The organism is Acidimicrobiia bacterium, assembly GCA_036271555.1.
Taxonomy (GTDB): Bacteria; Actinomycetota; Acidimicrobiia; order IMCC26256; family PALSA-610; genus DATBAK01.
The window spans coordinates 37,579-60,719 of sequence record DATBAK010000093.1 but is presented as its reverse complement, the minus strand read 5'-3'; the positions used below and the strand labels follow the sequence as shown (position 1 = coordinate 60,719).

Below are 23,141 nucleotides of genomic sequence, written 5' to 3'. Positions count from 1 at the left end.
CGTCTACCCTCCGAGTGTGTCGAGCGAGGGCGGACCGGAACCTGCGAATGCGCTCGCGTCCGACGTCGCCGACTTCGGCTTCTCCGACCGGGGTCCGTGGGTCGTCGACCCCGACGCGATGTCGTGGCGCGTCGGCCTCGAAGCCCTGCGCGAGCGCGCCAACGCCGAGGCGCCGCGCCTCCTGAAGCCGCGCAAGGTGCCGCCCGTGCGGCGCGTGCTCGACGTCAGCGCGCGCGTCGGCGTGGCCCTCGGCATCTGGTACGCGGTCGAGCGCCGGCAGGAGCCGAGCGCGCGCCGCCGCGCGCTCTCGCGGCGGCTTCGCGTCGCGTTCGCGCACCTCGGACCGACGTACATCAAGATGGGGCAGATCGTGTCGTCGGGGGAGGGGCTCTTCCCCGAGGAGCTGGTCTCCGAGTTCAAGCTGCTGCGCGACCGCGTTCCGCCCGAGACCTTCGAGCACGTGCGCGAGGTCGTCGAGGCCGACCTCGGGAAGCGCATCGAGGCCGTGTTCTCACGCTTCGAGCGTGAGCCGATCGCGGCCGCGTCGATTGCGCAGGTGCACGCGGCGACGCTGCACACCGGCGAGGAGGTCGTCGTCAAGGTGCAACGGCCGAAGGTCGCGCGCCTCGTGCGTGAAGACCTGCAGGCGCTCGCATGGCTGGCGCCGCGTCTCATCGGCCGCATCCCGGTCGCCGCGCTCGCGAACCCGCCCGCGCTCGTCGAGCTGTTCGCGGAGACGATCGTCGAAGAGCTCGACTTCCGGCTCGAGGCCGAGAACATGCTCGACATCGCGCGCGTCCTCGCCGAGACGGGTCAACGGGCGACGATCGTGCCGCGACCGCACCCGCGCTACGTGACCCGACGCGTGCTCGTGATGGAGCGCCTCGACGGCTTCGCGTGGGACGACGTCGCGTCGATGAAGCGCGCCGGCGTCGACACCGAAGCGGTCTTGCACGCGGGCCTCGTCGCCTTCATGGAGGGCGCCATGCTCTACGGCGTCTTCCACGGCGACCTGCACGGCGGCAACCTCCGCGTGCAACCGGACGGCCGCACCGCGCTCATGGACTTCGGCATCACCGGACGGCTGACCCCGCTGAAGCGCATCGCATTCCTCTTCCTGCTCATGGGCGCGACGACGGGCGACATCCGCGCGCAGCTCGGCGCGCTGCGCGACCTCGGCGCGTTCCCGGCCGACACCGATCTCGACGCGGTGTCGCGCGACCTCGGGCTCGACCAGCCTCTCGTCGACCCGACGACGCTGTCGGCCGACGAGCTCGTGCATCAGCTCCAGGACCTCACGAAGCAACTGCTTGCGTACGGCGCCCGCGCGCCGAAGGAGCTCATGCTCTTCGTGAAGAACATGATGTTCCTCGACGGCGCGATCGCGACGCTCGCGCCCGATCTCGACATCCTCGAGGAGATCCAGAAGGTCCACATGGAGATCGGCGCGCGCCACGGCGAGCGGCTCGCGATGGAGATGGGCGTCGACCCCGCGCTCGCGACCGTGTTCGACGCCGCGTCGGTGAAGGCCGCGATGGGACTGCCGGCCGACGTCGAGAAGCTGACCTACCGCGACGTGCAGGCGCGCCGTGAGCTCATCCGCAGCCGCTTCGAAGCGCGGCGCAAGGGCGGTTCCTGAGCGTCGGGCGTCACCGCTTGCGCGCGTGTGCGGCCCAGCCGTATTCGTTGACCCGCACGTCGATCGCGTCGAAGCCGGCACGCGCCAGCCGCGCGTCGACCGTCGTCGGGTCGACCGGGTTGTACGTGTCGCCGTCGTGGAACGCACGCAGGTCGTCGCTGGCCACGCTGTCGGAGAGCACGAGCGCGCCGTCCGGCGCGAGGACGCGTGCGAGCTCGCCGAAGATGCGGTCCTGGAGCTCGAGCGTCGGCACGTGGTGCAGCATCGTGAAGGAGACCGCGCCCGTGAAGCGGTCGTCGTCGAGTGGGATCGCGGTCGCATCCGCGTTCACCACCTCGACGTTCGTTCCCGCGAGTCGTTCCGCGAGCGCGCCGGCGAGCGACGGGTCGAGCTCGACGGCCGTGAGCCGCGCGACCTGCTGCCGGAGCTCGTCGGTCGTGAGACCGGGGCCCGGGCCGATCTCGATCACGTCGGCGCCGAGCTCCACGCCCGTCAGCGCCCACGGCATGATCCATTGCTTCAACGCATCGCGCCACTCGTCGCTCGCGCAGACCGCGAGATGCTCCTCGTTCATGCGCGGGGACGGTATCCGGCTCACGCTCGTGGAGCCCGCGGCGCACGACTTCTAGGCTGCGCCCCCATGACGTTCGATCGTGACGAAGTCGAGGCCGCGTTCCGCACGTACTGGGAGCTCGGCGCGGTGGGCGAGGACTGGGACGCGTGGTGCGACGAATGCTTCACCGCCGATGTCACGTACATCGAGCACCAGCTCGGGAACCGCAACGGTCGCGAGGAGGTGCGCGCGTGGATCAAGCCGACGATGGAGGAGTACGGCTCGATCTACACGGTGTACGAGTGGCACATCATCGAGGGTGACCGGCTCGTCGTCTCGATGCAGAACCGGCGCGACCATCCCGATGCCGCGCAGCCGCCGATCGACTTCCGCGGCATCACGATCCTCGAGTACGCGGGCGACGGGAAGTTCTCCTCGGAGGAGGACTTCTGGTCGATCGCCGAAGGCGTCGCGACGATGAAGCAGTGGATCGCGGCGACGCGCGACCACGGCGAATTCCTTGCGCAGCGCACGCGCCGCGACTGGGGCTCCGGTCCCGCGTGGACGATCGGCGCGCCCACGTTCGCCGGGAGCCTCGGCGCGCGATCCTGATGGTCGCACGTGCTCCGCTGTGCGCGGACTCCTCCGACTGATCGCGCGCTCGCGCGGCGCCGATCCGAGACGCGGGATGGGAGTGGACGACGGCGCTCGCTCGCTTCGCTCGCCGCTGCCCGCGACGGGTTGCGGCGGGTTAGCGGCGCGGCGTCGACTTGGCGATGCTGCGCGCGCGGTAGCCCTTCGGCGCGACCGTGACGGCTTCGCGATCGGCGTTCAGCGTGTGGTCGCCGAGGACGCTCTCGAGATCGGTGTAACCCGACGCGTGCTCGAAGCTCTTCGCGTCGTCCTTGCCCTCGCCCGACTTCTTCGTCCTGAAGCTCATCTCCGCCCTTTCGCCCGAACCTGTGTTCCTGCACATGATCGGCACCACGGCCGCAAAACCTGAGCCGGTTTGTTACACAGGTTCTGCACCAATCGGGCCGTCGCGGCGCCGAGACGGGGCCGTGCTTGCCGGTTCTCCCGGTCGCATGCCCGATCGGCCCGGCCCGGGTTCCGGCGCGCGGCCGCCCGAGCCCGTTCGCCGGCTCCGATAGCGTTTCGACGTGCCCGAGATGCCCCAGATGCAGGCCCTCGCCGAGCGCCTCACCGACCGGCTCACCGGTACCGTGTTCGAGGGTTACGAGCCGCTCGGCTTCACCGGCCTCAAGACGGTGAGCCCGGCGCCGGAGGCGCTCGTCGGCAACCCGCTCGAGCGCGTGGGCCGGCGGGGTAAGTACCTCGTGTTCGAGCTCGGTGGTCCCCGGATCCTCGTGCACCTCTCGCAGGCGGGCCGGCTCGACATCGAGGACCCGCCCAAGAAGACCCGGCCGAAGGGCTCGGTCGTCCGCCTGCGGTTCACCGTGCCCGACGACGACCGCGTCCTCGCGTTGCTCGTGCGCGAGCACGGCACCGAGCGCAAGGCCGGATGGTGGATCGTCGGCGAGGGCGACGACGGGCCGCTCGAGAAGCTCGGTCCCGAGCCCGACAACGAGGAGTTCGCGCGGCTCGTGCGCGAAGGCACCGACGGTCGGCGCATCCACACGCTGCTGCGCGACCAGCGCACCGTGTCGGGTGTCGGCCGCGGCTATGCCGACGACGCGCTGCACCGCGCGCGACTCTCGCCGTACGCGTCGTTGAAGACGCTCGATGCCGACGAGCGCGAGCGACTGCTCGACTCCGTGCGCGCGGTCCTCGCCGACGGGCTCGAGCGCGAGCGCACGCGCACGGGCGGGTTGTCGGAGAACAAGCTCGGTGGGCACTTCGTCGTGCACGGCAAGGCGGGCGTGCCGTGTCCCGTGTGCGGCGACGACCTCAAGCGCGTCTCGTACGAGTCGCACGAGGTCGTCTACTGCCCGCGCTGCCAGACCGGCGGCAAGGTCCTTGCCGACCGCAGACTCTCGCGCCTCATCAAATAGTGGTACTGCGTTATCGGCGTATCGCCGAATAACGCAGTACCACTAGTGACGGATGGGGCCGGTGTCGACGACTTCGAACGCGGAGCCGGGCACGGTCTTGAGCTGATCGTGCGTACACGTGACTCCCCCCGATGTCGGTTCCCCGACGCGGGTATCGGCTCGGGCCGCGCGATCCTGGAATGATGAGGGCAAGAGATCAATGACGATCCCAACCCGCGTGCGGAGCGGCGAGCGCCCCCGGGCCGGGTATCCCGGCCTGCAGCGAGTGCGACCATGATGACCGCGTACATCCCCAGCCCTGCGAAGGGCATCCTGCACCTCGGCCCGATCCCGCTGCACGCGTACGGGCTCTGCCTCGCGATCGGTGTGCTCGTCGCGGCGTCGGTCGCGGAACGCCGTTGGGAGGCAAAGGGCGGGCGCCCCGGCGTCATCGGCGAGATCGGCGTCGCGGTCGTGATCTCGGGCGTGATCGGAGCGCGCGTCTATCACCTGTTCACGGGCTACAACTGGGACCAGGGCGGCATCGCGGGCACGTTGAAGATCTGGCAGGGCGGGCTGTCGATCTGGGGCGCGGTCGGCGGCGGTGTGATCGCGCTGCTCGTCGAGGCGCACCGCAAGCATCTGGCGAAGGGCATGCTGCTCGACGCGGTTGCGCCCGGCGTCGTGCTCGCGCAGGCGATCGGACGTTGGGGCAACTATTTCAATCAGGAGCTGTTCGGCCGCCCCACGAAGCTCCCGTGGGGACTCGAGATCGACGTCGCGCATCGTCCCGCGCAATACCTCGCGTACAAGACATTTCAGCCGACGTTCTTGTACGAGTCGCTCTGGTGTCTCGCGGTGTTCGGCGTGCTCATGTGGCTCGAACACCGTTTCCGGACGCGACCCGGTCAGACGTTTGCGTTGTATGTCGCCCTGTACACGTTCGGGCGATTCTTCTTCGAGTTGATGCGCAGTGATCCGGCAACGCGCGTTCTCGGTGTTCGGTTCAACGCGCTGCTGAGCGCCGCGCTCTGCGTGATCGCAACGGTGTGGTTCGTGGCGCTCGCGCGCCGTGCGACATCCGTGGAACCGTCGATTGCGATGAGTGACGAAGATCACACCGTCGACGAGCCCGATCTCGGTGCACCGGCGTCGTAACCTCGTTGCGCGCGCTTCCCCGGGCGCACGAGACTCGTTTCCACTACTTCCCCCACCGCACGAGAGTTGATTCATGTCTGCGACGACTCAACCGGTTCCTGCTCCGCCCCCGCCCGCTTCCGCTGCCGCGCTTGCCGCGCGCGCGGCGGACGCGTCGAAGGTGTATGGCGAAGGCGAGGCCGAGGTGCGCGCGCTCGACCACATCACCGTCGACTTCGCGAGCCACCAATTCACCGCGATCATGGGTCCGTCGGGTTCGGGCAAGAGCACGTTGCTGCACTGCCTCGCGGGTCTCGATCGATTGACGACCGGTCAGGTCTATCTCGGTGAGCTCGACATCACGCATCTCGGTGAGAAGGACCTGACGCGCGTTCGTCGCGATCGGTTGGGCTTCGTCTTCCAGACGTTCAACCTCATCCCGACGCTCACCGCGATCGAGAACATCGTCCTGCCGATGTCGCTCGCGGGAACCGATCCCGACGAAGCGTGGGTCGATCACGTCATCGACATCGTCGGCTTGCGCTCGCGGCTCTCGCACCGGCCGTCGGAGCTGTCGGGTGGTCAGCAGCAGCGCGTCGCCGTCGCACGCGCGCTTGCGAGCCGTCCGCAGATCGTGTTCGCCGACGAGCCGACCGGCAACGTCGACTCGCGCGCGGGAGCGGAGATCCTCGGCTTCATGCGCGATGTCGTACGCGATCACGGTCAGACGATCGTGATGGTGACGCACGATCCCGTCGCCGCGGGCTACGCGGGACGCGTCGTGTTCCTCGCCGACGGCAAAATCGTCGACGAGCTGAGCGCGCCGACATCCGACGGCGTGATCGACATGATGCGCAAGCTCGGCGGCTGATCGATGCTGAAGGTCGCGATCCGCGGAATCCTTGCGAAGAAGCTGCGCGTCGTCCTGACGTCGATCGCGATCGTGCTCGGCGTCGCGTTCATGGCGGGGACGCTCGTGCTCTCCGACACGATCACGCACACCTTCGACACGCTCGCGGTGCAGGTCAACACGGGCTTGTCGGCGACGGTGCGTGCGAAGGCCGCGTTCAAGTCCGAGGGTCAGCAGCAACGCAACTGGATCGACGCGAGCCTGCTCGACACGGTCAAGAACGTGCCCGGAGTGCAGGCCGCGAGCCTCGACGTGCAGGGCCTCGCGTTCGTCGTCGGGCGCGACGGCAAGGCGATCACGAAGACGAGCGGCGCGCCCGGTCTCGGCTTCGCGTGGGATCCGAACTCCACGTTGCGCGCGGTGCACCTCATCTCGGGCAAGCCGCCCGAGCAACCGAACGACATCGTCATCGACAAGCATTCCGCCGACCAGGGCCACTTCAAGATCGGCGACCAGGTCCGCATCGTCGTCAGCTCGGCGAACGGTGGATCGAACCTCTATCGCCTCACCGGCATCGTGAAGTTCGGGTCCGTCGACAGCCCGCTCGGCGCGACGCTCACGTTCTTCACCCAGCCGACCGCGGAGCGGCTGCTCACCGCGCCGGGCAAGGTCACGTCGATCGACGTCGCGGCGTCGTCGGGCACGAGCCAGACGGTGCTCGCGCAGCGACTGCGGCAGGCACTGACCGGTCAGAAGGGGATCGAGGTCATCACCGGCCAGGCCGCGGTGAAGGAGCAGCAGGACAACTTCCAGACCTTCATCAAGTTCATCAAGACGTTCCTGCTCGTCTTCGCGATCATCGCCCTGCTCGTCGGTTCGTTCGTGATCTACAACACGTTCTCGATCACGATCGCGCAACGCACGCGCGAGATGGCGCTGCTCCGATCGATCGGCGCGGGTCGCGGACAGATCCTCGGCAGCGTGTTCCTCGAAGCGCTCGCGACCGGTCTCGTCGCGTCGATCGTCGGCGTCGTCGGGGGAATCGGGTTGGCGGTCGGGCTCAAGGCCTTGCTATCGGGCATCGGGTTCGACATTCCGGCCACGAGCCCGGTCGTCACGGTCGGCACGATCCTCACCGCGGGACTCACCGGCGTGATCGTCACGCTGCTCGCGGCGATGTGGCCGGCGGTGCGCGCCTCGCGCGTCCCGCCGATCGCCGCGCTCCGCGACGTCGCGGTCGAGTCCACCAAGCTCAGCAAGCGCCGGCTCGTGATCGGCCTCATCGTCACGCTGTTGGGTGTGGTGAGCCTGCTGCAGGGGCTCTTCGGCGGCGGCTCGAACGCGTTGCCGAAGGTCGGTGGCGGCGCGCTGCTCGTGTTCATCGGCGTCACGATCCTCGGCCCGGTCTTCGCGCGGCCCGCGGCGCGCATCATCGGCGCGCCGTTGCCGAAGCTGCGCGGCATCACCGGGCGGCTCGCGCGCGAGAACGCGATGCGCAACCCGAAGCGAACGTCGGCGACCGCGGCCGCGCTGATGATCGGCGTCGGTCTCGTCGGTTTCGTCACCGTGTTCGCGGCATCGGCGACCGCGTCCGTCAACCACGCGATCGACCAGTCGATGAAGGCCGACTACATCGTCAACGTCGGCGGCTTCGGTACCACGCTGCCGCCGTCGATCGAGACGCAGCTCGGCGCGGTGCCCGGCATCGAGCGCGCGACCGGTCTGAAGATCGGACCCGCGAAGGTCGACGGTTCGGTGCAGCAGCTCCAGGCGACCGACCTGAAGATCGTGAACTCGTTGTTCGACCTCCAGGTGAAGGACGGCAGCCTCGCGTCGATGGGCGACCACGGTCTCGCGGTCGACAAGAAGGTCGCGAAGGACAAGGGCTGGAAGCTCGGGTCGAAGGTTCCGGTGCAGTTCACGCTCACGGGCCACACGACCTTCACGATCCAGGCGATCTACAGCCAGCCCGCGTTCGGGAGCTACGTGATCTCGCTCCCCGCGTACCAGCAGAACTTCGCCGACCAGTCCGACGTGTCCGTCTTCGTGAAGGCGAAGCCGGGGGTTTCGGCGGCGAGCGTGCGCCCCGCGCTCGAGAAGGTGATGGACAAGTTTCCGCAGGGCAAGCTCGAGAACCGCCAGGAGTTCAAGAACGATCAGAAGAAGCAGATCACGCAGCTGCTGACGCTGATCTACGCGCTGCTCCTGATGGCGATCATCATCGCCCTGTTCGGTATCGGCGTGACCCTCGCGCTCTCGATCTACGAGCGCACGCGTGAGATCGGGCTGCTCCGCGCGGTTGGCATGAGCCGTGCCCAGGTGCGGTCGACCGTGCGGTGGGAGTCGGTGATCATCGCGTTGTTCGGCACGGTGCTCGGCCTCATCATCGGTGTGTTCTTCGGATGGGCACTCGTGCACGCGCTCGCGGATCAAGGCCTCAACCGGCTCGCGCTCCCGCCGGGTCAGCTGATCATCCTGCTCGTCCTCGGCGCGCTCGTCGGATCGCTCGCGGCGTGGTCGCCGGCGCGGCGGGCCGCGAAGCTCGACATCCTCCAGGCGATCGTCACCGAGTAACGGCGCGCGTCGAGCGTCAGCCGGGTTGGATGCCCGCGTCCTTCTCGCGCACGATTTGCACGAGCTCGGCGCGGTAGGAGTCGAGCCGCGCGCGCAACTCGGTGTCGCTCGTCGCGAGGATGCGCAGCGCGAGCAGCCCCGCGTTCCGCGCGTTGCCGACGCCGACGGTCGCGACGGGAATCCCCGCCGGCATCTGCACGATCGACAGCAACGAGTCCATGCCGTCGAGGTGCTTCAGTGGCACCGGCACACCGATGACGGGCAGCGACGTGACCGACGCGGTCATGCCCGGCAGCGCGGCCGCGCCGCCCGCGCCGGCGATGATCACGCGCAGCCCGTGACCCGCGGCGTCGCGCCCGTAGTCGATCATCTCCTGCGGCGTGCGGTGCGCGGAGACCACGTGCACCTCGTAGCGCACACCGAACTCCGTGAGCGCGTCGAGCGCGCCCTGCATCACCGGCAGGTCGGAGTCGCTCCCCATGATCACGCCCACGAGCGGCCCGTCCACGGAGCCGACGCTACCCTGCCCGCCGGCGACCGAGGAGCGTGCACTGATGCGGACGAGGTTGACGGATCTGCTCCAGATCGAGCATCCGGTGATGCTCGCGGGCATGGGCGGTGTGTCGTACCACCGGCTCGTCGCCGCGGTGAGCAACGCGGGCGGCATCGGCACGCTCGGCGCGGCCGCGATGGAGTCACCGCAGATGGTGCGCGAGATCGCGCAGACGCGCGAGCTCACCGACAAACCGTTCGGTGTCGACCTGCTCGCGGCGATGCCGGAGCGGATGATCGCCGACGTCGTGGCCATCGTCGCGGGCGGCGCGTCGTTGTTCGTCGCCGGGCTCGGCGTACCGCGCGATGTCGTCGCACGCTGTCACGACGGCGGAGTGATCGTCGCGAGCATGTGCGGCAAGGTGCGCCACGCGACGGCCGCGGTGGAAGCGGGTTGCGACCTCGTCATCGCGCAGGGGACCGAGGCGGGCGGCCACACCGGCACGGTCGCGACGATGCCGCTCGTCCCGCAGATCGTCGACGCGGTCGGCGCGCGCGTGCCGGTCGTCGCGGCCGGCGGCATCTTCGACGGGCGCGGGCTCGCAGCCGCGCTTGCGCTCGGCGCCGACGGCGTGTGGCTCGGTACTCGTTTCATCGCGACGCCCGAGGCGCGCGCGGTGACGGGCTACAAGGACGCGCTCCTCCGCACCGAGGAAGACGGCACGGTCATCAGCCGCGGGTTCACGGGCAAGACGCTGCGGGCGGTGCGCAACGATTGGACGCAGTACGTCGAGGAGCACCCGGAGGTGCTCAAGAAGTTCCCCGAACAGATGGGCGTCGCCTTCGAGAACAACGCGCTGCACCTCGGCGGCGACGAGGACACGCCCGTCGACCCCGACCGCGAGTGCTACCCGTCGGGCCAGGGCGTCGGGGCGATCCACTCGCTCGAGCCCGCGGCCGACATCGTGCACCGCATCGTGGCCGAGGCCGAAGCGGTCCTGGCGCGGAACGCCACGCTCGTCACAAGCGCGTGAGGCACCGGCGCGATCCGCTCCCATCCCGCGTGCGGAGCGGCGAGCGAGTGCGACGATGAAACCGCGGTTGCTCGTCGTCGGAGCCGATGCGGGAGGGATGAGCGCGGCCGCGCAGGCGCGTCGACGCGCGCAGCCCGACCAGCTCGAGATCGTCGCCTTCGACAGCGGGCCCGACACGTCGTGGTCGGCGTGCGGCATCCCGTACTTCGTCGGCGACCTTATCCACGACGCCGACGACCTCATCGTGCGTACGGTCGCCGAGCACCGCGCCCAAGGGATCGAGGTCGAGCTCGAAACCGAGGTCGTGGCGATCGATACCGACGCGCGTCGCATCCGTGTGCGCAACGCCGGTGGCGAGCGCGACGAGTCGTTCGACCAGCTCGTGATCGCGACGGGCTCGGCGCCCGCGCGACCCGACATCGCTGGTGCGCGCGCGGCCGGCGTCTTCGGCGTGCAGACGCTGCGCGACGGCATCGCCGTGCGTGCCGCGGTCGACGGCGGCGCGCAGCGCGCGGTCGTCGTCGGTGGGGGCTATGTCGGTCTCGAGATGGCGGAGTCGTTGCACCGGCGCGGCCTGGAGGTGTGCGTCGTCGACCGTGCCGAGCAGCCGATGCACTCGTTCGACCCCGACATGGGCGCGCTCGTCGCCGACGCGATCCGCGCGCTCGGCATCGAGGTGCACCTCGGTGTGACGGTCGACGCGTTCGACACCGACGACACCGGTCACGTGCGCGCGGTGCGCACGAGCGCGGGCACGTTTCCGACCGATCTCGTCGTGCTCGGCCTCGGTGTCCGGCCCAATTCCCGGCTCGCGGTCGACGCGGGACTGAAGGTCGGCGAGCGCGACGGCATCCGCACCGACGCCCGCATGGAGACGAGCGTCGAGGGGATCTGGGCCGCGGGCGACTGCGTCGAGGTGCTGCACCGCATCACCGGTAAGCACGTCGCGATCGCGCTCGGCACGCACGCGAACAAACAGGGTCGCGTCGTCGGTGTGAACGCCACCGGCGGCGCGCTCACGTTCCCCGGCGTGATCGGCACCGCGGTGACGAAGATCTGCGAGTACGAGATGGGGCGCACCGGACTCAGCGAGCGCGAGGCGCACGCTGCGGGCTTCACCGCGATCGCGGCGCGGATCGAGGCGACGACGCGCGCGGGCTACTACCCGGGCAGCGGTCCGATCACGGTGAAGCTCGTCGCCGAGTCGCCGACGGGCCGGTTGCTCGGCGCGCAGGTCATCGGACACGAAGGCGCGGCGAAGCGCATCGACGTGCTCGCGACCGCGATCTGGAACGAGATGACCGCCGACGACTTCTCGCAGCTCGACCTCGGCTACGCACCGCCGTTCGCGCCGGTGTGGGACCCCGTCCTCGTCGCCGCCCGCAAAGTCGCTTCCGAGCTCCCAGCCGCCTAGTGGTACTGCGTTACCCGGCTATACGCCGGTAACGCAGTACCACTCACCACGGCGCGCGCGTCAACCGCGCTTGACGGCGGCGCTCTCCTCGGCGAGGTCGGCCTCGTACATCATCTTCACGAGCTGCTCGAAGCTGACCCGCGGCTCCCAGCCCAGCTTCTCCTTCGCCTTGCTCGCGTCGCCGATGAGCAGGTCGACCTCCGACGGGCGCTCGAAGCGCGTGTCGTGGCGCACGTACTCCTCCCACGACTCGTAGCCCGCGAGGTGGAACGCGACGTCGAGGAACTCACGCACGCTGTGCGTCTCGCCCGTCGCGATCACGTAGTCGTCGGGTTCTTCCTGCTGCAGCATCAGCCACATCGCCTCGACGTAGTCGCCGGCGTAGCCCCAGTCGCGTCGCGAGTCGATGTTGCCGAGCGAGATGCTGTCCTGGAGCCCGAGCTTGATGCGCGCGAGAGCGCTCGTGATCTTGCGGGTCACGAACTCCTGGCCGCGCCGCGGCGACTCGTGGTTGAAGAGGATGCCCGAGCTCGCGTGGATGCCGTAGGCCTCGCGGTAGTTCACCGCGATGTGGTGACCGAACACCTTCGCGACGCCGTACGGTGAGCGCGGGTGGAACGCAGTGCGCTCGGTCTGTGGCACCTCGCGCACCTTGCCGAACATCTCCGACGACGACGCCTGGTACAAGCGGATCGGGTTGTTCTGCGGACCGCCGACGATGCGCACCGCTTCGAGCATGCGCAGCACACCGAGCCCCGTGATCTCCGCGGTGAGCTCGGCCTGGCGGAACGACAGCTGCACGAAGCTGATCGCGCCGAGGTTGTAGACCTCGTCGGGCTGGACCTGCTCGACGACACCGATGAGCGACGACAGGTCGCGCAGGTCGCCCTCGATGAGCTCGATGCGCGGGTTCTCACCTTGGACGAGCGCGCTCTTCGGGTTGTTCTGACCGCGGAGCAGGCCGAACACCTGGTAACCCTTGTCGGCGAGGAACTCCGACAGGTAGCGCCCGTCCTGACCGGTGATGCCGGTGATCAGCGCTCGTTTCAACACGTGCCTCCCGCAGAGGGGTCGCCGGGGCCGGAACCCCTCGAAACTACCCGCTCCTCCGGTGAAACTCGGGGTCCAGCTGGCGCAGGAACTCGGCGCAGCGCTGTTCTTCGGCGGTCTCGCCGATCGCCGCCGCGGCCTGCCGCAGCCCCTCCAGCGAGCGCAGGAAACCGCGGTTCGTCTCGTGCGTCCAGCGCACGTAGCCGCTGCCGCGCCAACCCGACTGGCGTAGCCGGTCGAGCCCGCGGTGATAGCCGACGCGGAAGCACGCGTACGCCTCGACGTCGTCGCGCGCGAGCTCACCGAGGTGCGACCACGCGTCGAGCGACGCGGGCCAGCGTTCGACGACGTCGGACACCGCGGCCCGCCGGTGTTCGATGGGTTCCGCGAGGGCCCGCTCGAGCGCGGCGCGCACCTCGTCGGATTCGGGAGGGAGCACGGTCTCGGGCGGTCCGCCCGCGGTCAGCGGCACGTCCGTCATGGCCGCGGATAGTACGACAACGCGTTGGTGTGACGACCACCCACGTGCGACGCGACCCCGTGTGAGCGGCGGAAACGGGCACCGGTACCATTTGCACGATGACCTCCGCCCCCCTCGACGACACGCCCGCGGACGCGAACGACGAGCCGAAGCCGAACCACGCGCCGACGCGCGTCGTGCTCGTGCGTCACGGTGTCACCGCGCAGACGGGACCGCTGCTGTCGGGCCGCAAGCCCGGCATTCCGCTGTCGGACGAGGGCATCGCACAGGCGGAAGCCGCGGCGACGCGACTCTCGAAGCTCGCGATCGCAGCCGTGTACGCGAGTCCGATCGAGCGCACGACGCAGACCGCGCAGCACATCGCGACCGTTCTCGATCTTGCGGTCGTGCCGCTCGAAGGCGCGCTCGAAGCCGACTACGGCGACTGGACCGGCGCCAAGATCGTCGACCTCGCGAAGACCGACGAGTGGAAGGTCGTGCAGGTCGCGCCGTCGCGCGCGCGCTTTCCCGGTGGCGAGTCGATCCGCGAGATGCAGGCGCGCATCGTGAGCGCGATCGACGCGCTCGTCGCGCAGCACTCGCACGAGACCGTCGTCGTCGTCAGCCACGCGGATCCGATCAAGTCCGCGATCGCGCACTACACCGGCATGCACCTCGACATGTTCCAGCGGGTGTTCGTATCGCCCGCGTCGGTGTCGGTGCTCGAGTTCCATGCGTTCGGCGTGATGCTCGTGAAGTGCAACGACACGGGCGGTCTCGACGATCTCGCGCCGGCACCCGCGTCCGCCGACGCCACCACCGACGCCACCACCGACGCCAAAACCGACGACGAGCCCGCGGCGGAGGCGTCGTGATGGCCGAGATCATCGAGTTCGATCCGGTCGATACGTTGAGCGCGGGCTCGTTCGGCATGCCGGGCGATCGCACGTTCCTCATCCAGGCGCGCAAGGGATCCGCGGTGCTCAGCGTGCTCGTCGAGAAGGAGCAGGTCGCGCTGCTCGCGGCCGAAGCCGAGCAGTTCCTCTCGCGTCTCGACGACGAGTACCCGGAGACGGTGCCGCCGGTGTCGCCGCTCGAGGAGCCGGTCGCGGAAGCGGTTCCGTTGTTCCGCGCGCGCTTGATCGGTCTCGGCTTCGATCCCGAGCGCGAGCTCGTACTGCTCGAGCTGCGCGAGACCGCGGTCGAGGAAGAGGGCGAGCAGCCGCCCGCGCTCGAGGAGAGCGAGGGCCACGTCGCGCGGCTCTACGCCTCGCGTTCGCAGCTGCGCGCGATGGCGCGCATCGGCGCCGAGGCCGTCTCGGGCGGCCGTCCCGCGTGCCCGCTCTGCGACCGGCCGATGGATCCGTCCGGGCACGTCTGCCCGCGCTGGAACTAAGTGACGGAGGCCGCGGAGACCTCCGGTTGGCCGCGCCGGCCGGCCGTGCCGGACGCCGTCGCGCGCAGCCTGCTGCGCGACGCGGAGCTCGAGCTGATCGGGCGCATGCCGTGGTCGTCGAACGGCACGTTCCTCGCGAGCCTCGCCGACGAGCGCGGTGAGCTGCTCGCGATCTACAAGCCGCGGCAGGGCGAGCGGCCGTTGTGGGACTTCCGCACCGGCACGCTGTGCCAACGCGAGGTCGCGGCGTTCGCGGTGTCGCAGGCGATCGGGTGGAAGATCGTCCCCGACACGGTGCTGCGCGACGGCCCGCTCGGTGTCGGGTCGGTGCAGCGCTTCGTCGACCACGATCCCGAAGAGCACTACTTCACCTTGTTGCCCGACCACGAGCCCGAGCTGCGGCGGTTCTGCGCGTTCGACATCGTCGCGAACAACACCGACCGCAAGGGCGGTCACTGCCTGCTCGGCGAGGACGGCCACGTCTGGGGGATCGATCACGGCGTCACGTTCCACGAGCACTGGAAGCTGCGCACCGTCATCTGGGACTTCGCGGGGAGCAAGCTCGATGCGTCCGAGCGCGCCGGCATCGAGTGCCTGCTGCATTCGCTCGACGGCGCGCTCGGCGACGAGCTCGCGGAGCTGCTGTCACCGGCGGAGGTCGTGGCGACGCAGGCGCGGGCCGAGCACCTCCTCGAACGCGGCCGCTTCCCCGTCGCCGACGACGACTATCGAAATTTCCCCTGGCCGCTGGTCTGATGGTCGTGCTCGCCGCGGGCCGGATACCGGCCGGCGGGCGCTCGCCGCTCCGTGGCGCGGGATGGGAGTGAGCGAGGTCGCCTGCTCGCTTCGCGCGCGGCTCTGCCGCTAGCGTCGCCCGACACACGGGCGAAGGGTGGGCACGTGAAACGACGGTGGGCGATCACGATTGTCGCGGGCGCGCTCGCGTTCGCGGCGATGCCGCATGCAAGCGCCGCGCCGCGCGCGCCGCGCTGGGTCCGCGAGGTGGGGACCCACTACTGGCAGAACGGTTACGACGTCGCGCTCGACGACGCGGGCAACTCATGGGTCGTCGGCTCGTCGATCGGCAAGTTTCCGAAGTCGGGCGCGTCCGTCTCGCACCGTGCGACGACCGGGTTCCTCGCGGAGTTCAATCACCGCGGCGCGCTCGTGTCGGCGACGCAGTTCGGCACCGCGCGCACCGGCGCGACCGGTATCGCGCGCGACCCCGGCGGCAACCTCGACGTCGTCGGCTGGACGTACGGACCCGGTGAGTTCCCCGGCACGATCGACGCCAACGCCGGCAAGTCGGACGCGTTCGTCCGTCAGTACGACGCCGACGGCAACCACGTGTGGACGCACCTGTTGGGATCGTCCGAAGCCGACGAGGCCCTCGGAGTCGCGACCGACGCCGACGGCAACCTCTACGTCGTCGGCAACACGGCGGGCTCGATGCCCGGCGCGCCCGAAGCCGCGGGCTTCGACGGCGACGGTTGGATCGCGAAGTACGCGTCCGACGGCACGCTCGCGTGGGTGCACCAGCTCGTGACGAATCGCGAGGACGACATCACGGGCGTGACCGCCGCGCCGGGCGGCGGCGTCGACGTCGTGGGCACGACGGAAGGCGCGCTCAAGGGCGACGCATCGAATCCGTTCTACGCCGACGTCGTCGTTGCGCACTACGGCGCCGACGGCACGCGCACCTGGCTGAAGCAGATCGGGTCCGACGAGCCTGATCTCGGGCAGGGCATCGCGACCGACGCGACCGGGCACGTGTTCGTCGTCGGCACGACCCCGGGTCAGCTGCCGGGATGGACGAAGAAGGTCGAGTTCTACGGCGACACGTTCCTGCTGGAGCTCGACGCGTCGGGCAATCAGCTCGCGGTCACACAGTTCGGCGGTGAGGGCTACGACTTCGGATACGACGTCGGCACCGACGCACTCGGCGACGTGTTCGTGACCGGCACCACGGAGCACCATCTGGCCCGCGCGCCGGAGACGAACCCGTACGGCACCGACGCGTTCGTCGCGCGCTTCACGACGGCCGCGCACCACGACGGCTTCCGCATGGCGTGGGTCCACCAGATCGGCGCCGGCACCATCGCGAATGGCCGTGGTATCGCGGTGACACCCGACGGCACCGTGACGATGGCGGGCTGGGCCGCCGGGCCGATCGCGGACGCCGGGAACTACGGCGGCAACACCGACGCGCTCGTCGCGCGCTTCGGCCGCGTCAGCTGACCGTTCCCGCGGTGTCCAACTCGGCGTCGAGGTAGCGGGTGCGGCAGAGCGCGCGTTGCAACTTGCCGGACGACGTCTTGGGCAAGGAGCCCGGGCGCACGAGCACGACGTCCTCGGGTGGAATGCCGACCGCGTCGTAGACCGCGCTCTTCACTGCGGCGCGGATGCGGTCGAGCTCGTAGCTCTTGCTCTCGGCGACGACGACGAGCGACTCGCGGCCGCGCCGGCCTTCGGTACCGAACGCGATGACGTTGCCCGCGCGCACGCCTTCGATGTGGTTCACCGCGCGCTCGACGTCCTGCGGGTAGACGTTGCGCCCGCCGAGGATGATCACGTCCTTGATGCGACCGCACACCACGAGCTCGCCGGCGGTCATGTAGCCCAGGTCGCCGGTGCGCAACCAACCGTCGTGGAGTGCGTTCGCGGTCGCCTCGGGATGCCGGTAGTAGCCGGGCGTGACCGACCCGCCCCGGATCTCGATCTCGCCGACCTCGCGATCGCGCATCGCCGTGCCGCGCGTGCGATCGCAGACGCGAACGTGCAAGCCGGGCACCGGCCGGCCCAGCATCGCGAGCCGGCGCGCTTCGGGGTGATCGGGCGCGCACGGCGAGGCGTACTGGTCGGACTCGAGCACGCGCCGGTCGACGGCGTCGACGACGAGGCCGCGGCCCTTCGGCGGGAACGTCACCGCGAGCGTGGCCTCGGCCATGCCGAACGCGGGGAACACCGCGCCGGGTGCGAGGCCGTGCGGCGCGCCGGCCGCCGTGAATGCCTCGACCGAGGCGGGGTCGACCGGCTCCGCACCATTGAGGGCCAGTGACCACCGCCTCAGGTCGAGTCCCTGGAGCCGCCGCAACGCGCGGCCCGCGAGCACGTAGGAGAAGTTCGGTCCCGCCGTCGCGGTCCCGCCGAACGCATCCATCCATTCCATCCAGCGCGCCGGCGCCGCGAGGAAGTCCTGCGGCGCGGCGAGCGCGAGGTTCATGCCGACCGTCATCGGCGTCGCGAGCAGACCGATGAGGCCCATGTCGTGATAGAGCGGCAGCCACGACACGCCGACGTCGTCCGCGTCGAGCGCGCCGGCGGCGACGATGCCGTCGAGGTTCGCGGTGACGCAGCGGTGCGGCAGCATCACGCCCTTCGGATCGGACGTCGAGCCGCTCGTGTACTGCAGGATCGCGAGCGCGTCAGGATCGTCGGCCGGTCGCACGTACGCGTCGGCGCGCAGACGACCGGGACCCGCGGTCAGCTCGTCGAGACCGATCACGGAGGGATCGCCGGGCTCGGGCGCGATGAACGGCGCGAGCTGCGGATCGATGACGAGCAGCACCGCGTCCGACGCGCGCAGTCGTGCGCGCGTCTGGTGCACGAAGTCGTCGATCGACGCGAGCCGCATCGGCAGCGGCAACATCACCGCGGCTGCGCCCGCGATCCACGTCGCCTCGATCGCGGTCACGAGCGCGCGCGTCGTCGGGCCGAGGATCGCGACGTGCGAGCCGGGCGCGACACCCCGTGCCTGCAGGCTCGCGGCCATCGCGCGGGCGTCGTCGTAGAGCTCGGCCCAGGAGACCCGTTCGCCGCCTGGGTCCCCCGAACCCGCCGATTCGAGGAAGGTGATCCACCCCGAGGAGTCGGCGGCCCGTTCGATGCGGGGAAGCAGTGAGCTCATTGTCGATTTCGACCCCGTGCCGCCCATGCGGGTTACTCCGTCGGCCGCCCCGGCGCCGGGCTTACGGTTCTCGCCAGAATGAGCGGGGCGGGGCGCGGCCCTCCCGAGGCCGCAGGCTGCGGCGTCAGGAGCGGCGGGCGCAGCGAGCGCGACCAGAAATTACGGGCCACCCAGCGCAGCCGTGGGGTCTCTGAAGAACCGGGATCGGGGCCACACGAGGTCGGCGCCGGCCGCTCGCGCCGCGGCGGCTGCGTTCTCGTCGACATGAGGTCCGAACGCCACGATGCGCGCACCCGGCACCGCCGCGCGGAGGTTGCCCACCGCGCCTGCGAACTTCGCGAGGTCGACGACGACGACGTCGGCGCCGCGGCACTCGTCCGCATCACGCGCGAACGCGATCTTTGGGAACGCCGCGCTCAACTTCGAGCGATCCATGAGATCGCTCGACAGCGCGACGATGCACACACGGTCGCCTGCTCCCTCGTCGCGGCACGGAGCTTCGACGTCGTTCGTCGGTGACCGCTCGCCGGCTCCGGTCACGGAGTCGGGTCCGGCTTCGGCGCGGGCGGCGGCAGGACGCGCGGTTCCGCGATCGCGAACTCGGGCCAACGCTTGCGGCTGCGCGCGGAGAGCTTGTGCATCAACGCGATCGCGCCGGGATCGTCGTCGCCCGGTCGGACCTCGATCACACCGTCGCGCTGCATCGCGTCCATGAGCTCGCGGCCGGCGTCGGTGCGCACGATGGTGAGCGTCCAGTCGTTGAACGCGCCGATCCCGCCGGTGGAGATGTCGGCGTGCTCGGCTGCGAAGTCGGGACACATCTTGCAGCCTTCACGCGTCCACTGGTGACACTCCTTGAGCGGCACCTCGTGGTACGAGCCGTCCTTCATCCAGATCTGGAAGACGCCCTTGATGTTCATCTTCCGCATGTCGGCCTTCTTGAGGCCGTACTTTGCTTCGAAGAGCTCTTCGAAGATCGCGTCGTCGAACGTCTTCGAGCACAGCAAGCCGATGTTGAGGCTGAACCGGCGCGCGACCTTGCCCGCCTTGCGCTGCTTCATCGCGGGTGGCGACGACGACTGGCACGACATGCCGACGAGCGCGATGCGCTCCTCTTCCTTGGCGAGATCCTTGTACGCCATCGTGTTCGCGGAGTACGTGTAGCGGCTGCCGGCCGACGCGACGACTTCCTCGCGCGTGCGCGCCACGCCGGGGATCGCCTTCCACGTGGTGCCGTCGCCTTCGAGGTAGGAGACGAGCGCGGCGTCGATGATGTCGTGCTCGAGCGCGTACACGAGGATCGCCGACACGAGTCCGCCGTCCTGCCCGACCTCGTGCAGCTCGGGATCCGTCGCCCGTGCAAGCACGATGTCCTTGCTGACTCCCGAAACCTCCTCGACCGTGCGGGCGCGACCGAAGAGGAACTCGTCGATCTCGGGTTCCCACGCGCGGAAACGTGGGCACGCGCGCGTGCACGACGTGCAGGCCTTGTCGCCATGGCTGCAGTCGCCCGGACCGCCGTAGTCGAGCTCGTTCTGCACCGGCTTGTAGACGCCGAGGAGGTCGTCGTAGTCGAGGACGTCGTGGGGGCACGCGATCACGCATCCCGCGCAACCCGTGCAGAGACCGGTGGTGACGACCTCGTCGTACAGGTGCTTCCAGGAGAAGCTCCACCGCTCTTTCTTGGCGACCGGCTCGGTCGTCGTCATCCGACCCTCCACGTGGCCCACCGCATGACGGGGCAGTCTGCCATGCGTTGCCGGAGTGGCATCCGGTCGAGGTCTAGGACTCTGCGGGCAGGTCGGCCGGGCCGCGCCGGCGAGGCGCGCCGATGAACGCGGTGCCCATCAGCACCATTCCGATGCCGATGAACGTGAGGCCGAGCACGTCGCCGCCCGTGAACGGCAGCCCGTTCGAATGGTGTGCCGAGGTCGTCGGGTCGCCCGACGCGGGTCCGACGGACGCGGGCGGCGAGGTGGGCGTCGTGTGCCCGTTGCCGTACGCGCTGCTCGCGTCGCGCGCGACCGCGACGGCCCGTGTCTTCGCGCTCGCGTCGACGACGCGGCCGTGAAGCGGGACGGTCGTGGAGGCCGCCGCCGCGCCGATCGCGGCGGTCCATACGATCGGAACGGCCATCACGGCCGCGATCGCGCCGAGCATCCACCGCCTCGAGCCTCGCACTCGCACCCCCGCCTTCCCGTGGCGTCGTGGAGGCTACCGGCCACTCCTCGTGGCGACAAAGCGGCGGCCGGTACGATCTCGCCGGTGAAGATCCGAGAGATCCTCGGCACGGGGCCGAGCTACTCGTTCGAGTTCGGGCCGCCGCGCACGCCCGAGGCCGAGGCGCAGCTCGAGCGTGCGCTGATCGAGCTCGAGCCGTTGCACCCGTCGTTCGTGTCGGTGACCTACGGCGCCGGCGGGAGCACACGAGAGCGCACGTACGAGATCGTCACGCGCATCAACCGCGAGACGTCGATGACGTCGATGGCGCATCTCACGTGTGCCGCGCACACACGCGCGCAGATCCGCGACATCGTGGCCGGATACGGCGCGGCCGGTATCGAGAACATCCTCGCGTTGCGCGGCGATCCGCCCGCCGACCTCGATCTCCCGGTGAGCGAGTTCGACTACGCAGTCGACCTCGTCGAGCTCGTCCGCACGCTCGGCGACTTCTCGATCGGCGTCGCCGCGCACCCGGAACCGCACCCGCGCTCGCCGAGCCTCGAAGCCGACCGTCTCCACACCGCCGCGAAGCTGCGCGCGGCCGACTTCGCGATCACGCAGTTCTTCTTCGATGCGCGCCATTACTTCGACCTCGTCGAGTCGATGCAGCGACTCGACGTCGACAAGCCCGTGATCCCGGGGATCATGCCGGTGCTGAGCCTCGCGGGTATCACGCGCATGTCACAGCTCCAGGGATCGGAGTTTCCCGCGTGGCTCGCGGAGAAGCTGCACGCGGTCGCCGACGATCCGCAGGCCGTGCGCGCGATCGGTATCGAGGAAGCGACGAAGCTGTGCGCCGTGCTGCTCGAAGGCGGCGCGCCGGGCCTGCACTTCTACACGCTCAACTTCTCGCGCGCGACGCGCGAGATCTGGGCGAACTTGGGGCTCTCGAGCCCCGCATAACCAGGCGCGACTGGGAGACGTGGGGACATGGGTTGCAGAACGCGAGTGCTCGCCGGCGTCGTGGCCGTGCTGACGGTCGGATCGGTCGTCGGCGTCGCGAGCGGGGTTGCGAGCGCCGGCTCACCGGGGTGGTCGCTCGCGCCGACCGTTACGGTCGGAACCGCGCAGAACACGCTCACGAGCGTCACGTGCCCGAGCCCCACCGACTGCGTCGCGGTCGGAAACTACGAGCACGACGAGGACGGCACCGTCAGCTATCGAACGCTCATCGAGTCGTGGGACGGTGAGAACTGGTCGGTGGCCGACAGCCCGAACCCGAGTACCTCGGGGAACTACTTGAACTCGGTGAGCTGCGCGAGTGAGTCGAGCTGCGTGGCCGTAGGCCGTTACGAGCGCGGGCGCACGTACGGCACGTTGATCGAGACCTGGGACGGATCGAGCTGGACCGCGACCGCCGGCCCGAACGACGGCGACACCTTCAGGACTCTCCTCGGTGTGTCGTGCGCGAGCGCGACCAGCTGTGTCGCGGTCGGGGAGTACGACGTCGACAACACCCAGGTGACGCTGCTCGACACCTGGGACGGCGAGAGCTGGACCGTCACGCCGACTCCGAACCTCGGCACGACGCTCAACACGCTGACGAGTGTGTCGTGCACGGGCGCGACGAGCTGTGTCGCCGTCGGCTTCTACGCGGACGAGCAGTCTCCCAACCACACGTTGGTCCTGACGTGGGACGGCCTTAGTTGGTCGACGACCCCGAGCCCGAATGCCGACAACGGCAGCGCGCTGCTCGGCGTGTCGTGCGTCGACTCGTCGACCTGCACCGCAGTCGGCTTCTCCGACAGCGATACGGGTGAGCAGGCTCTGGTGGAGACGTTCGACGGCGTGGGTTGGTCGGTGACCCCGAGCCCGCAGGTCGGCACCGGCGTCGCGCAGTTGTCGAGCGTGGCGTGCATCGACGCCACCGGCTGCGTCGCCGTCGGAATGTCGGCGGTCGACTCGACGCTCGTCGAGACCTGGGACGGCGCGAGCTGGTCGGTCGCTCCGAGCGCGAACCCGGGTACCCGGTACAACTGGCTGCTGGGTGTCGGCTGCGCCGATGCCGACTCGTGCGCGGCGGTCGGGTACTTCCAGAACTTCGACACTGCGGCGGCGAACGGATCGCAGGCGACCGCGACCGCGACCGCGGCCGCTCAGGCGAAGCGGACGCTGGGCGAGGTCGGCTCCGCGGTGCCGCGTCTGCGCAGCCCGGGCGCGCCCGCGCACGTGGTCGCGTCGGCGGCGAACCGATCCGCGACGGTCACGTGGTCGCCGGCGATCGCGCACGGGAGCAAGATCACGAGCTACACGGTGCGTGCGTCGCATGGCTCCGCGTCCGTGACCGTTCGGGGGCACCGGACGCGTGCGACGCTGCGCGGCTTGAAGAACGGTGCGAAGTACCGATTCACCGTGACCGCGACGAACGCCATCGGTCCGAGCGCCCCGTCGAATCCATCGGGGGCGATCACGCCGTCGTGA

The 23,141-nt window shown here is 69.8% G+C and carries 23 protein-coding genes; 14 read left to right on the top strand and 9 right to left on the bottom strand.

The genetic code is table 11. The annotated features are described in order from the left end of the window. Window positions 1–16: 16 nt before the first annotated feature. Entirely contained in the window at window positions 17–1,639 is a 1,623-nt protein-coding gene (locus tag VH914_21385) for an AarF/UbiB family protein (protein HEX4493769.1), read from the top strand. 10 nt (window positions 1,640–1,649) lie between these two features. On the opposite strand, the gene VH914_21380 is transcribed toward VH914_21385, so the two are convergent. Next, window positions 1,650–2,213: a class I SAM-dependent methyltransferase gene (locus VH914_21380; protein ID HEX4493768.1), complete on the bottom strand. Its 564-nt coding sequence runs from the start codon at window positions 2,211–2,213 to the stop codon at window positions 1,650–1,652. Window positions 2,214–2,279: 66 nt separating this feature from the next. On the opposite strand from VH914_21380, the gene VH914_21375 reads away from it, so the two are divergent. After that, window positions 2,280–2,804: a nuclear transport factor 2 family protein gene (locus VH914_21375; protein ID HEX4493767.1), complete on the top strand. Its 525-nt coding sequence runs from the start codon at window positions 2,280–2,282 to the stop codon at window positions 2,802–2,804. A gap of 139 nt (window positions 2,805–2,943) precedes the next feature. Here VH914_21375 and VH914_21370 read toward each other — a convergent pair whose 3' ends face one another. Further along, the gene (locus VH914_21370; GenBank protein HEX4493766.1) at window positions 2,944–3,132 is read right to left on the bottom strand and encodes a hypothetical protein; all 189 of its coding nucleotides are present in this window, start codon (window positions 3,130–3,132) and stop codon (window positions 2,944–2,946) included. 229 nt (window positions 3,133–3,361) lie between these two features. Between VH914_21370 and VH914_21365 the strand changes: the two genes are divergently transcribed. The 4 genes from VH914_21365 (at window position 3,362) to VH914_21350 (ending at window position 8,744) form a co-directional block, all read left to right on the top strand. Next, complete coding sequence (locus tag VH914_21365; GenBank protein HEX4493765.1) at window positions 3,362–4,204, top strand: DNA-formamidopyrimidine glycosylase family protein; 843 nt, start codon at window positions 3,362–3,364, stop codon at window positions 4,202–4,204. 273 nt (window positions 4,205–4,477) lie between these two features. Beyond that, entirely contained in the window at window positions 4,478–5,341 is an 864-nt protein-coding gene (gene lgt, locus VH914_21360; protein HEX4493764.1) for a prolipoprotein diacylglyceryl transferase, read from the top strand. A gap of 73 nt (window positions 5,342–5,414) precedes the next feature. Continuing rightward, window positions 5,415–6,191, top strand: coding sequence for an ABC transporter ATP-binding protein (locus tag VH914_21355; protein ID HEX4493763.1), 777 nt, complete (start codon window positions 5,415–5,417; stop codon window positions 6,189–6,191). Between the two features lie 3 nt (window positions 6,192–6,194). After that, window positions 6,195–8,744, top strand: a complete 2,550-nt coding sequence (locus tag VH914_21350; protein ID HEX4493762.1) for an FtsX-like permease family protein — start codon at window positions 6,195–6,197, stop codon at window positions 8,742–8,744. Between the two features lie 16 nt (window positions 8,745–8,760). Here VH914_21350 and purE read toward each other — a convergent pair whose 3' ends face one another. Next, complete coding sequence (purE, locus tag VH914_21345; GenBank protein HEX4493761.1) at window positions 8,761–9,225, bottom strand: 5-(carboxyamino)imidazole ribonucleotide mutase; 465 nt, start codon at window positions 9,223–9,225, stop codon at window positions 8,761–8,763. 73 nt (window positions 9,226–9,298) lie between these two features. Here purE and VH914_21340 point away from each other — a divergent pair, with 73 nt between their 5' ends. Further along, window positions 9,299–10,270, top strand: coding sequence for a nitronate monooxygenase (locus VH914_21340; GenBank protein HEX4493760.1), 972 nt, complete (start codon window positions 9,299–9,301; stop codon window positions 10,268–10,270). A 55-nt stretch (window positions 10,271–10,325) separates the two neighbouring features. Continuing rightward, window positions 10,326–11,684 (top strand): FAD-dependent oxidoreductase, encoded by a 1,359-nt coding sequence (locus tag VH914_21335; GenBank protein ID HEX4493759.1) that lies wholly within the window; start codon window positions 10,326–10,328, stop codon window positions 11,682–11,684. 60 nt (window positions 11,685–11,744) lie between these two features. Here the strand turns inward: VH914_21335 and gmd are convergent, their stop codons facing one another. After that, window positions 11,745–12,734 (bottom strand): GDP-mannose 4,6-dehydratase, encoded by a 990-nt coding sequence (gene gmd / locus VH914_21330; protein ID HEX4493758.1) that lies wholly within the window; start codon window positions 12,732–12,734, stop codon window positions 11,745–11,747. A 46-nt stretch (window positions 12,735–12,780) separates the two neighbouring features. Further along, complete coding sequence (locus VH914_21325) at window positions 12,781–13,215, bottom strand: DUF3151 domain-containing protein (protein ID HEX4493757.1); 435 nt, start codon at window positions 13,213–13,215, stop codon at window positions 12,781–12,783. 98 nt (window positions 13,216–13,313) lie between these two features. Between VH914_21325 and VH914_21320 the strand changes: the two genes are divergently transcribed. The 4 genes from VH914_21320 to VH914_21305 all read left to right on the top strand — a co-directional run bounded on the left by VH914_21320 (window position 13,314) and on the right by VH914_21305 (window position 16,828). After that, the gene (locus VH914_21320; protein ID HEX4493756.1) at window positions 13,314–14,069 is read left to right on the top strand and encodes an MSMEG_4193 family putative phosphomutase; all 756 of its coding nucleotides are present in this window, start codon (window positions 13,314–13,316) and stop codon (window positions 14,067–14,069) included. Beyond that, complete coding sequence (locus VH914_21315; protein ID HEX4493755.1) at window positions 14,069–14,590, top strand: DUF3090 family protein; 522 nt, start codon at window positions 14,069–14,071, stop codon at window positions 14,588–14,590. The genes VH914_21320 and VH914_21315 overlap by 1 nt, the downstream gene beginning before the upstream one ends. Further along, a complete protein-coding gene (locus tag VH914_21310) occupies window positions 14,591–15,346 on the top strand; it encodes an SCO1664 family protein (protein HEX4493754.1) in 756 nt (251 codons plus the stop codon). Window positions 15,347–15,490: 144 nt separating this feature from the next. Then, window positions 15,491–16,828 carry an SBBP repeat-containing protein gene (locus tag VH914_21305; protein HEX4493753.1) on the top strand — a complete coding sequence of 446 codons (1,338 nt, stop codon included), beginning with the start codon at window positions 15,491–15,493 and terminating at the stop codon, window positions 16,826–16,828. Here the strand turns inward: VH914_21305 and VH914_21300 are convergent. The 4 genes from VH914_21300 to VH914_21285 all read right to left on the bottom strand — a co-directional run bounded on the left by VH914_21300 (window position 16,821) and on the right by VH914_21285 (window position 20,657). Beyond that, window positions 16,821–18,497, bottom strand: a complete 1,677-nt coding sequence (locus VH914_21300; GenBank protein HEX4493752.1) for a fatty acyl-AMP ligase — start codon at window positions 18,495–18,497, stop codon at window positions 16,821–16,823. The genes VH914_21305 and VH914_21300 overlap by 8 nt on opposite strands. A gap of 159 nt (window positions 18,498–18,656) precedes the next feature. Continuing rightward, complete coding sequence (locus VH914_21295) at window positions 18,657–18,962, bottom strand: DNA-binding response regulator (protein HEX4493751.1); 306 nt, start codon at window positions 18,960–18,962, stop codon at window positions 18,657–18,659. A 71-nt stretch (window positions 18,963–19,033) separates the two neighbouring features. Next, window positions 19,034–20,206 carry a Coenzyme F420 hydrogenase/dehydrogenase, beta subunit C-terminal domain gene (locus tag VH914_21290; GenBank protein ID HEX4493750.1) on the bottom strand — a complete coding sequence of 391 codons (1,173 nt, stop codon included), beginning with the start codon at window positions 20,204–20,206 and terminating at the stop codon, window positions 19,034–19,036. Window positions 20,207–20,279: 73 nt separating this feature from the next. Beyond that, window positions 20,280–20,657, bottom strand: coding sequence for a hypothetical protein (locus tag VH914_21285; protein HEX4493749.1), 378 nt, complete (start codon window positions 20,655–20,657; stop codon window positions 20,280–20,282). A 105-nt stretch (window positions 20,658–20,762) separates the two neighbouring features. Between VH914_21285 and metF the strand changes: the two genes are divergently transcribed. Both metF and VH914_21275 read left to right on the top strand, forming a co-directional pair. After that, window positions 20,763–21,623, top strand: coding sequence for a methylenetetrahydrofolate reductase [NAD(P)H] (gene metF, locus VH914_21280; protein HEX4493748.1), 861 nt, complete (start codon window positions 20,763–20,765; stop codon window positions 21,621–21,623). A 27-nt stretch (window positions 21,624–21,650) separates the two neighbouring features. Further along, entirely contained in the window at window positions 21,651–23,141 is a 1,491-nt protein-coding gene (locus VH914_21275; GenBank protein HEX4493747.1) for a fibronectin type III domain-containing protein, read from the top strand.

Coding starts and splice junctions, on each gene's coding strand:
- lgt (HEX4493764.1), top strand. CDS start 4,478: ATGATGACCGCGTACATCCCCAGCCCTGCGAAGGGCATCCTGCACCTC.
- VH914_21275 (HEX4493747.1), top strand. CDS start 21,651: ATGGGTTGCAGAACGCGAGTGCTCGCCGGCGTCGTGGCCGTGCTGACG.
- VH914_21380 (HEX4493768.1), bottom strand. CDS start 2,213: ATGAACGAGGAGCATCTCGCGGTCTGCGCGAGCGACGAGTGGCGCGAT.
- VH914_21370 (HEX4493766.1), bottom strand. CDS start 3,132: ATGAGCTTCAGGACGAAGAAGTCGGGCGAGGGCAAGGACGACGCGAAG.
- VH914_21365 (HEX4493765.1), top strand. CDS start 3,362: ATGCCCCAGATGCAGGCCCTCGCCGAGCGCCTCACCGACCGGCTCACC.
- purE (HEX4493761.1), bottom strand. CDS start 9,225: ATGGGGAGCGACTCCGACCTGCCGGTGATGCAGGGCGCGCTCGACGCG.
- VH914_21285 (HEX4493749.1), bottom strand. CDS start 20,657: ATGCTCGGCGCGATCGCGGCCGTGATGGCCGTTCCGATCGTATGGACC.
- VH914_21355 (HEX4493763.1), top strand. CDS start 5,415: ATGTCTGCGACGACTCAACCGGTTCCTGCTCCGCCCCCGCCCGCTTCC.
- VH914_21315 (HEX4493755.1), top strand. CDS start 14,069: ATGGCCGAGATCATCGAGTTCGATCCGGTCGATACGTTGAGCGCGGGC.
- VH914_21325 (HEX4493757.1), bottom strand. CDS start 13,215: ATGACGGACGTGCCGCTGACCGCGGGCGGACCGCCCGAGACCGTGCTC.
- VH914_21290 (HEX4493750.1), bottom strand. CDS start 20,206: ATGACGACGACCGAGCCGGTCGCCAAGAAAGAGCGGTGGAGCTTCTCC.
- VH914_21375 (HEX4493767.1), top strand. CDS start 2,280: ATGACGTTCGATCGTGACGAAGTCGAGGCCGCGTTCCGCACGTACTGG.
- VH914_21320 (HEX4493756.1), top strand. CDS start 13,314: ATGACCTCCGCCCCCCTCGACGACACGCCCGCGGACGCGAACGACGAG.
- VH914_21300 (HEX4493752.1), bottom strand. CDS start 18,497: ATGAGCTCACTGCTTCCCCGCATCGAACGGGCCGCCGACTCCTCGGGG.
- VH914_21340 (HEX4493760.1), top strand. CDS start 9,299: ATGCGGACGAGGTTGACGGATCTGCTCCAGATCGAGCATCCGGTGATG.
- VH914_21335 (HEX4493759.1), top strand. CDS start 10,326: ATGAAACCGCGGTTGCTCGTCGTCGGAGCCGATGCGGGAGGGATGAGC.
- VH914_21350 (HEX4493762.1), top strand. CDS start 6,195: ATGCTGAAGGTCGCGATCCGCGGAATCCTTGCGAAGAAGCTGCGCGTC.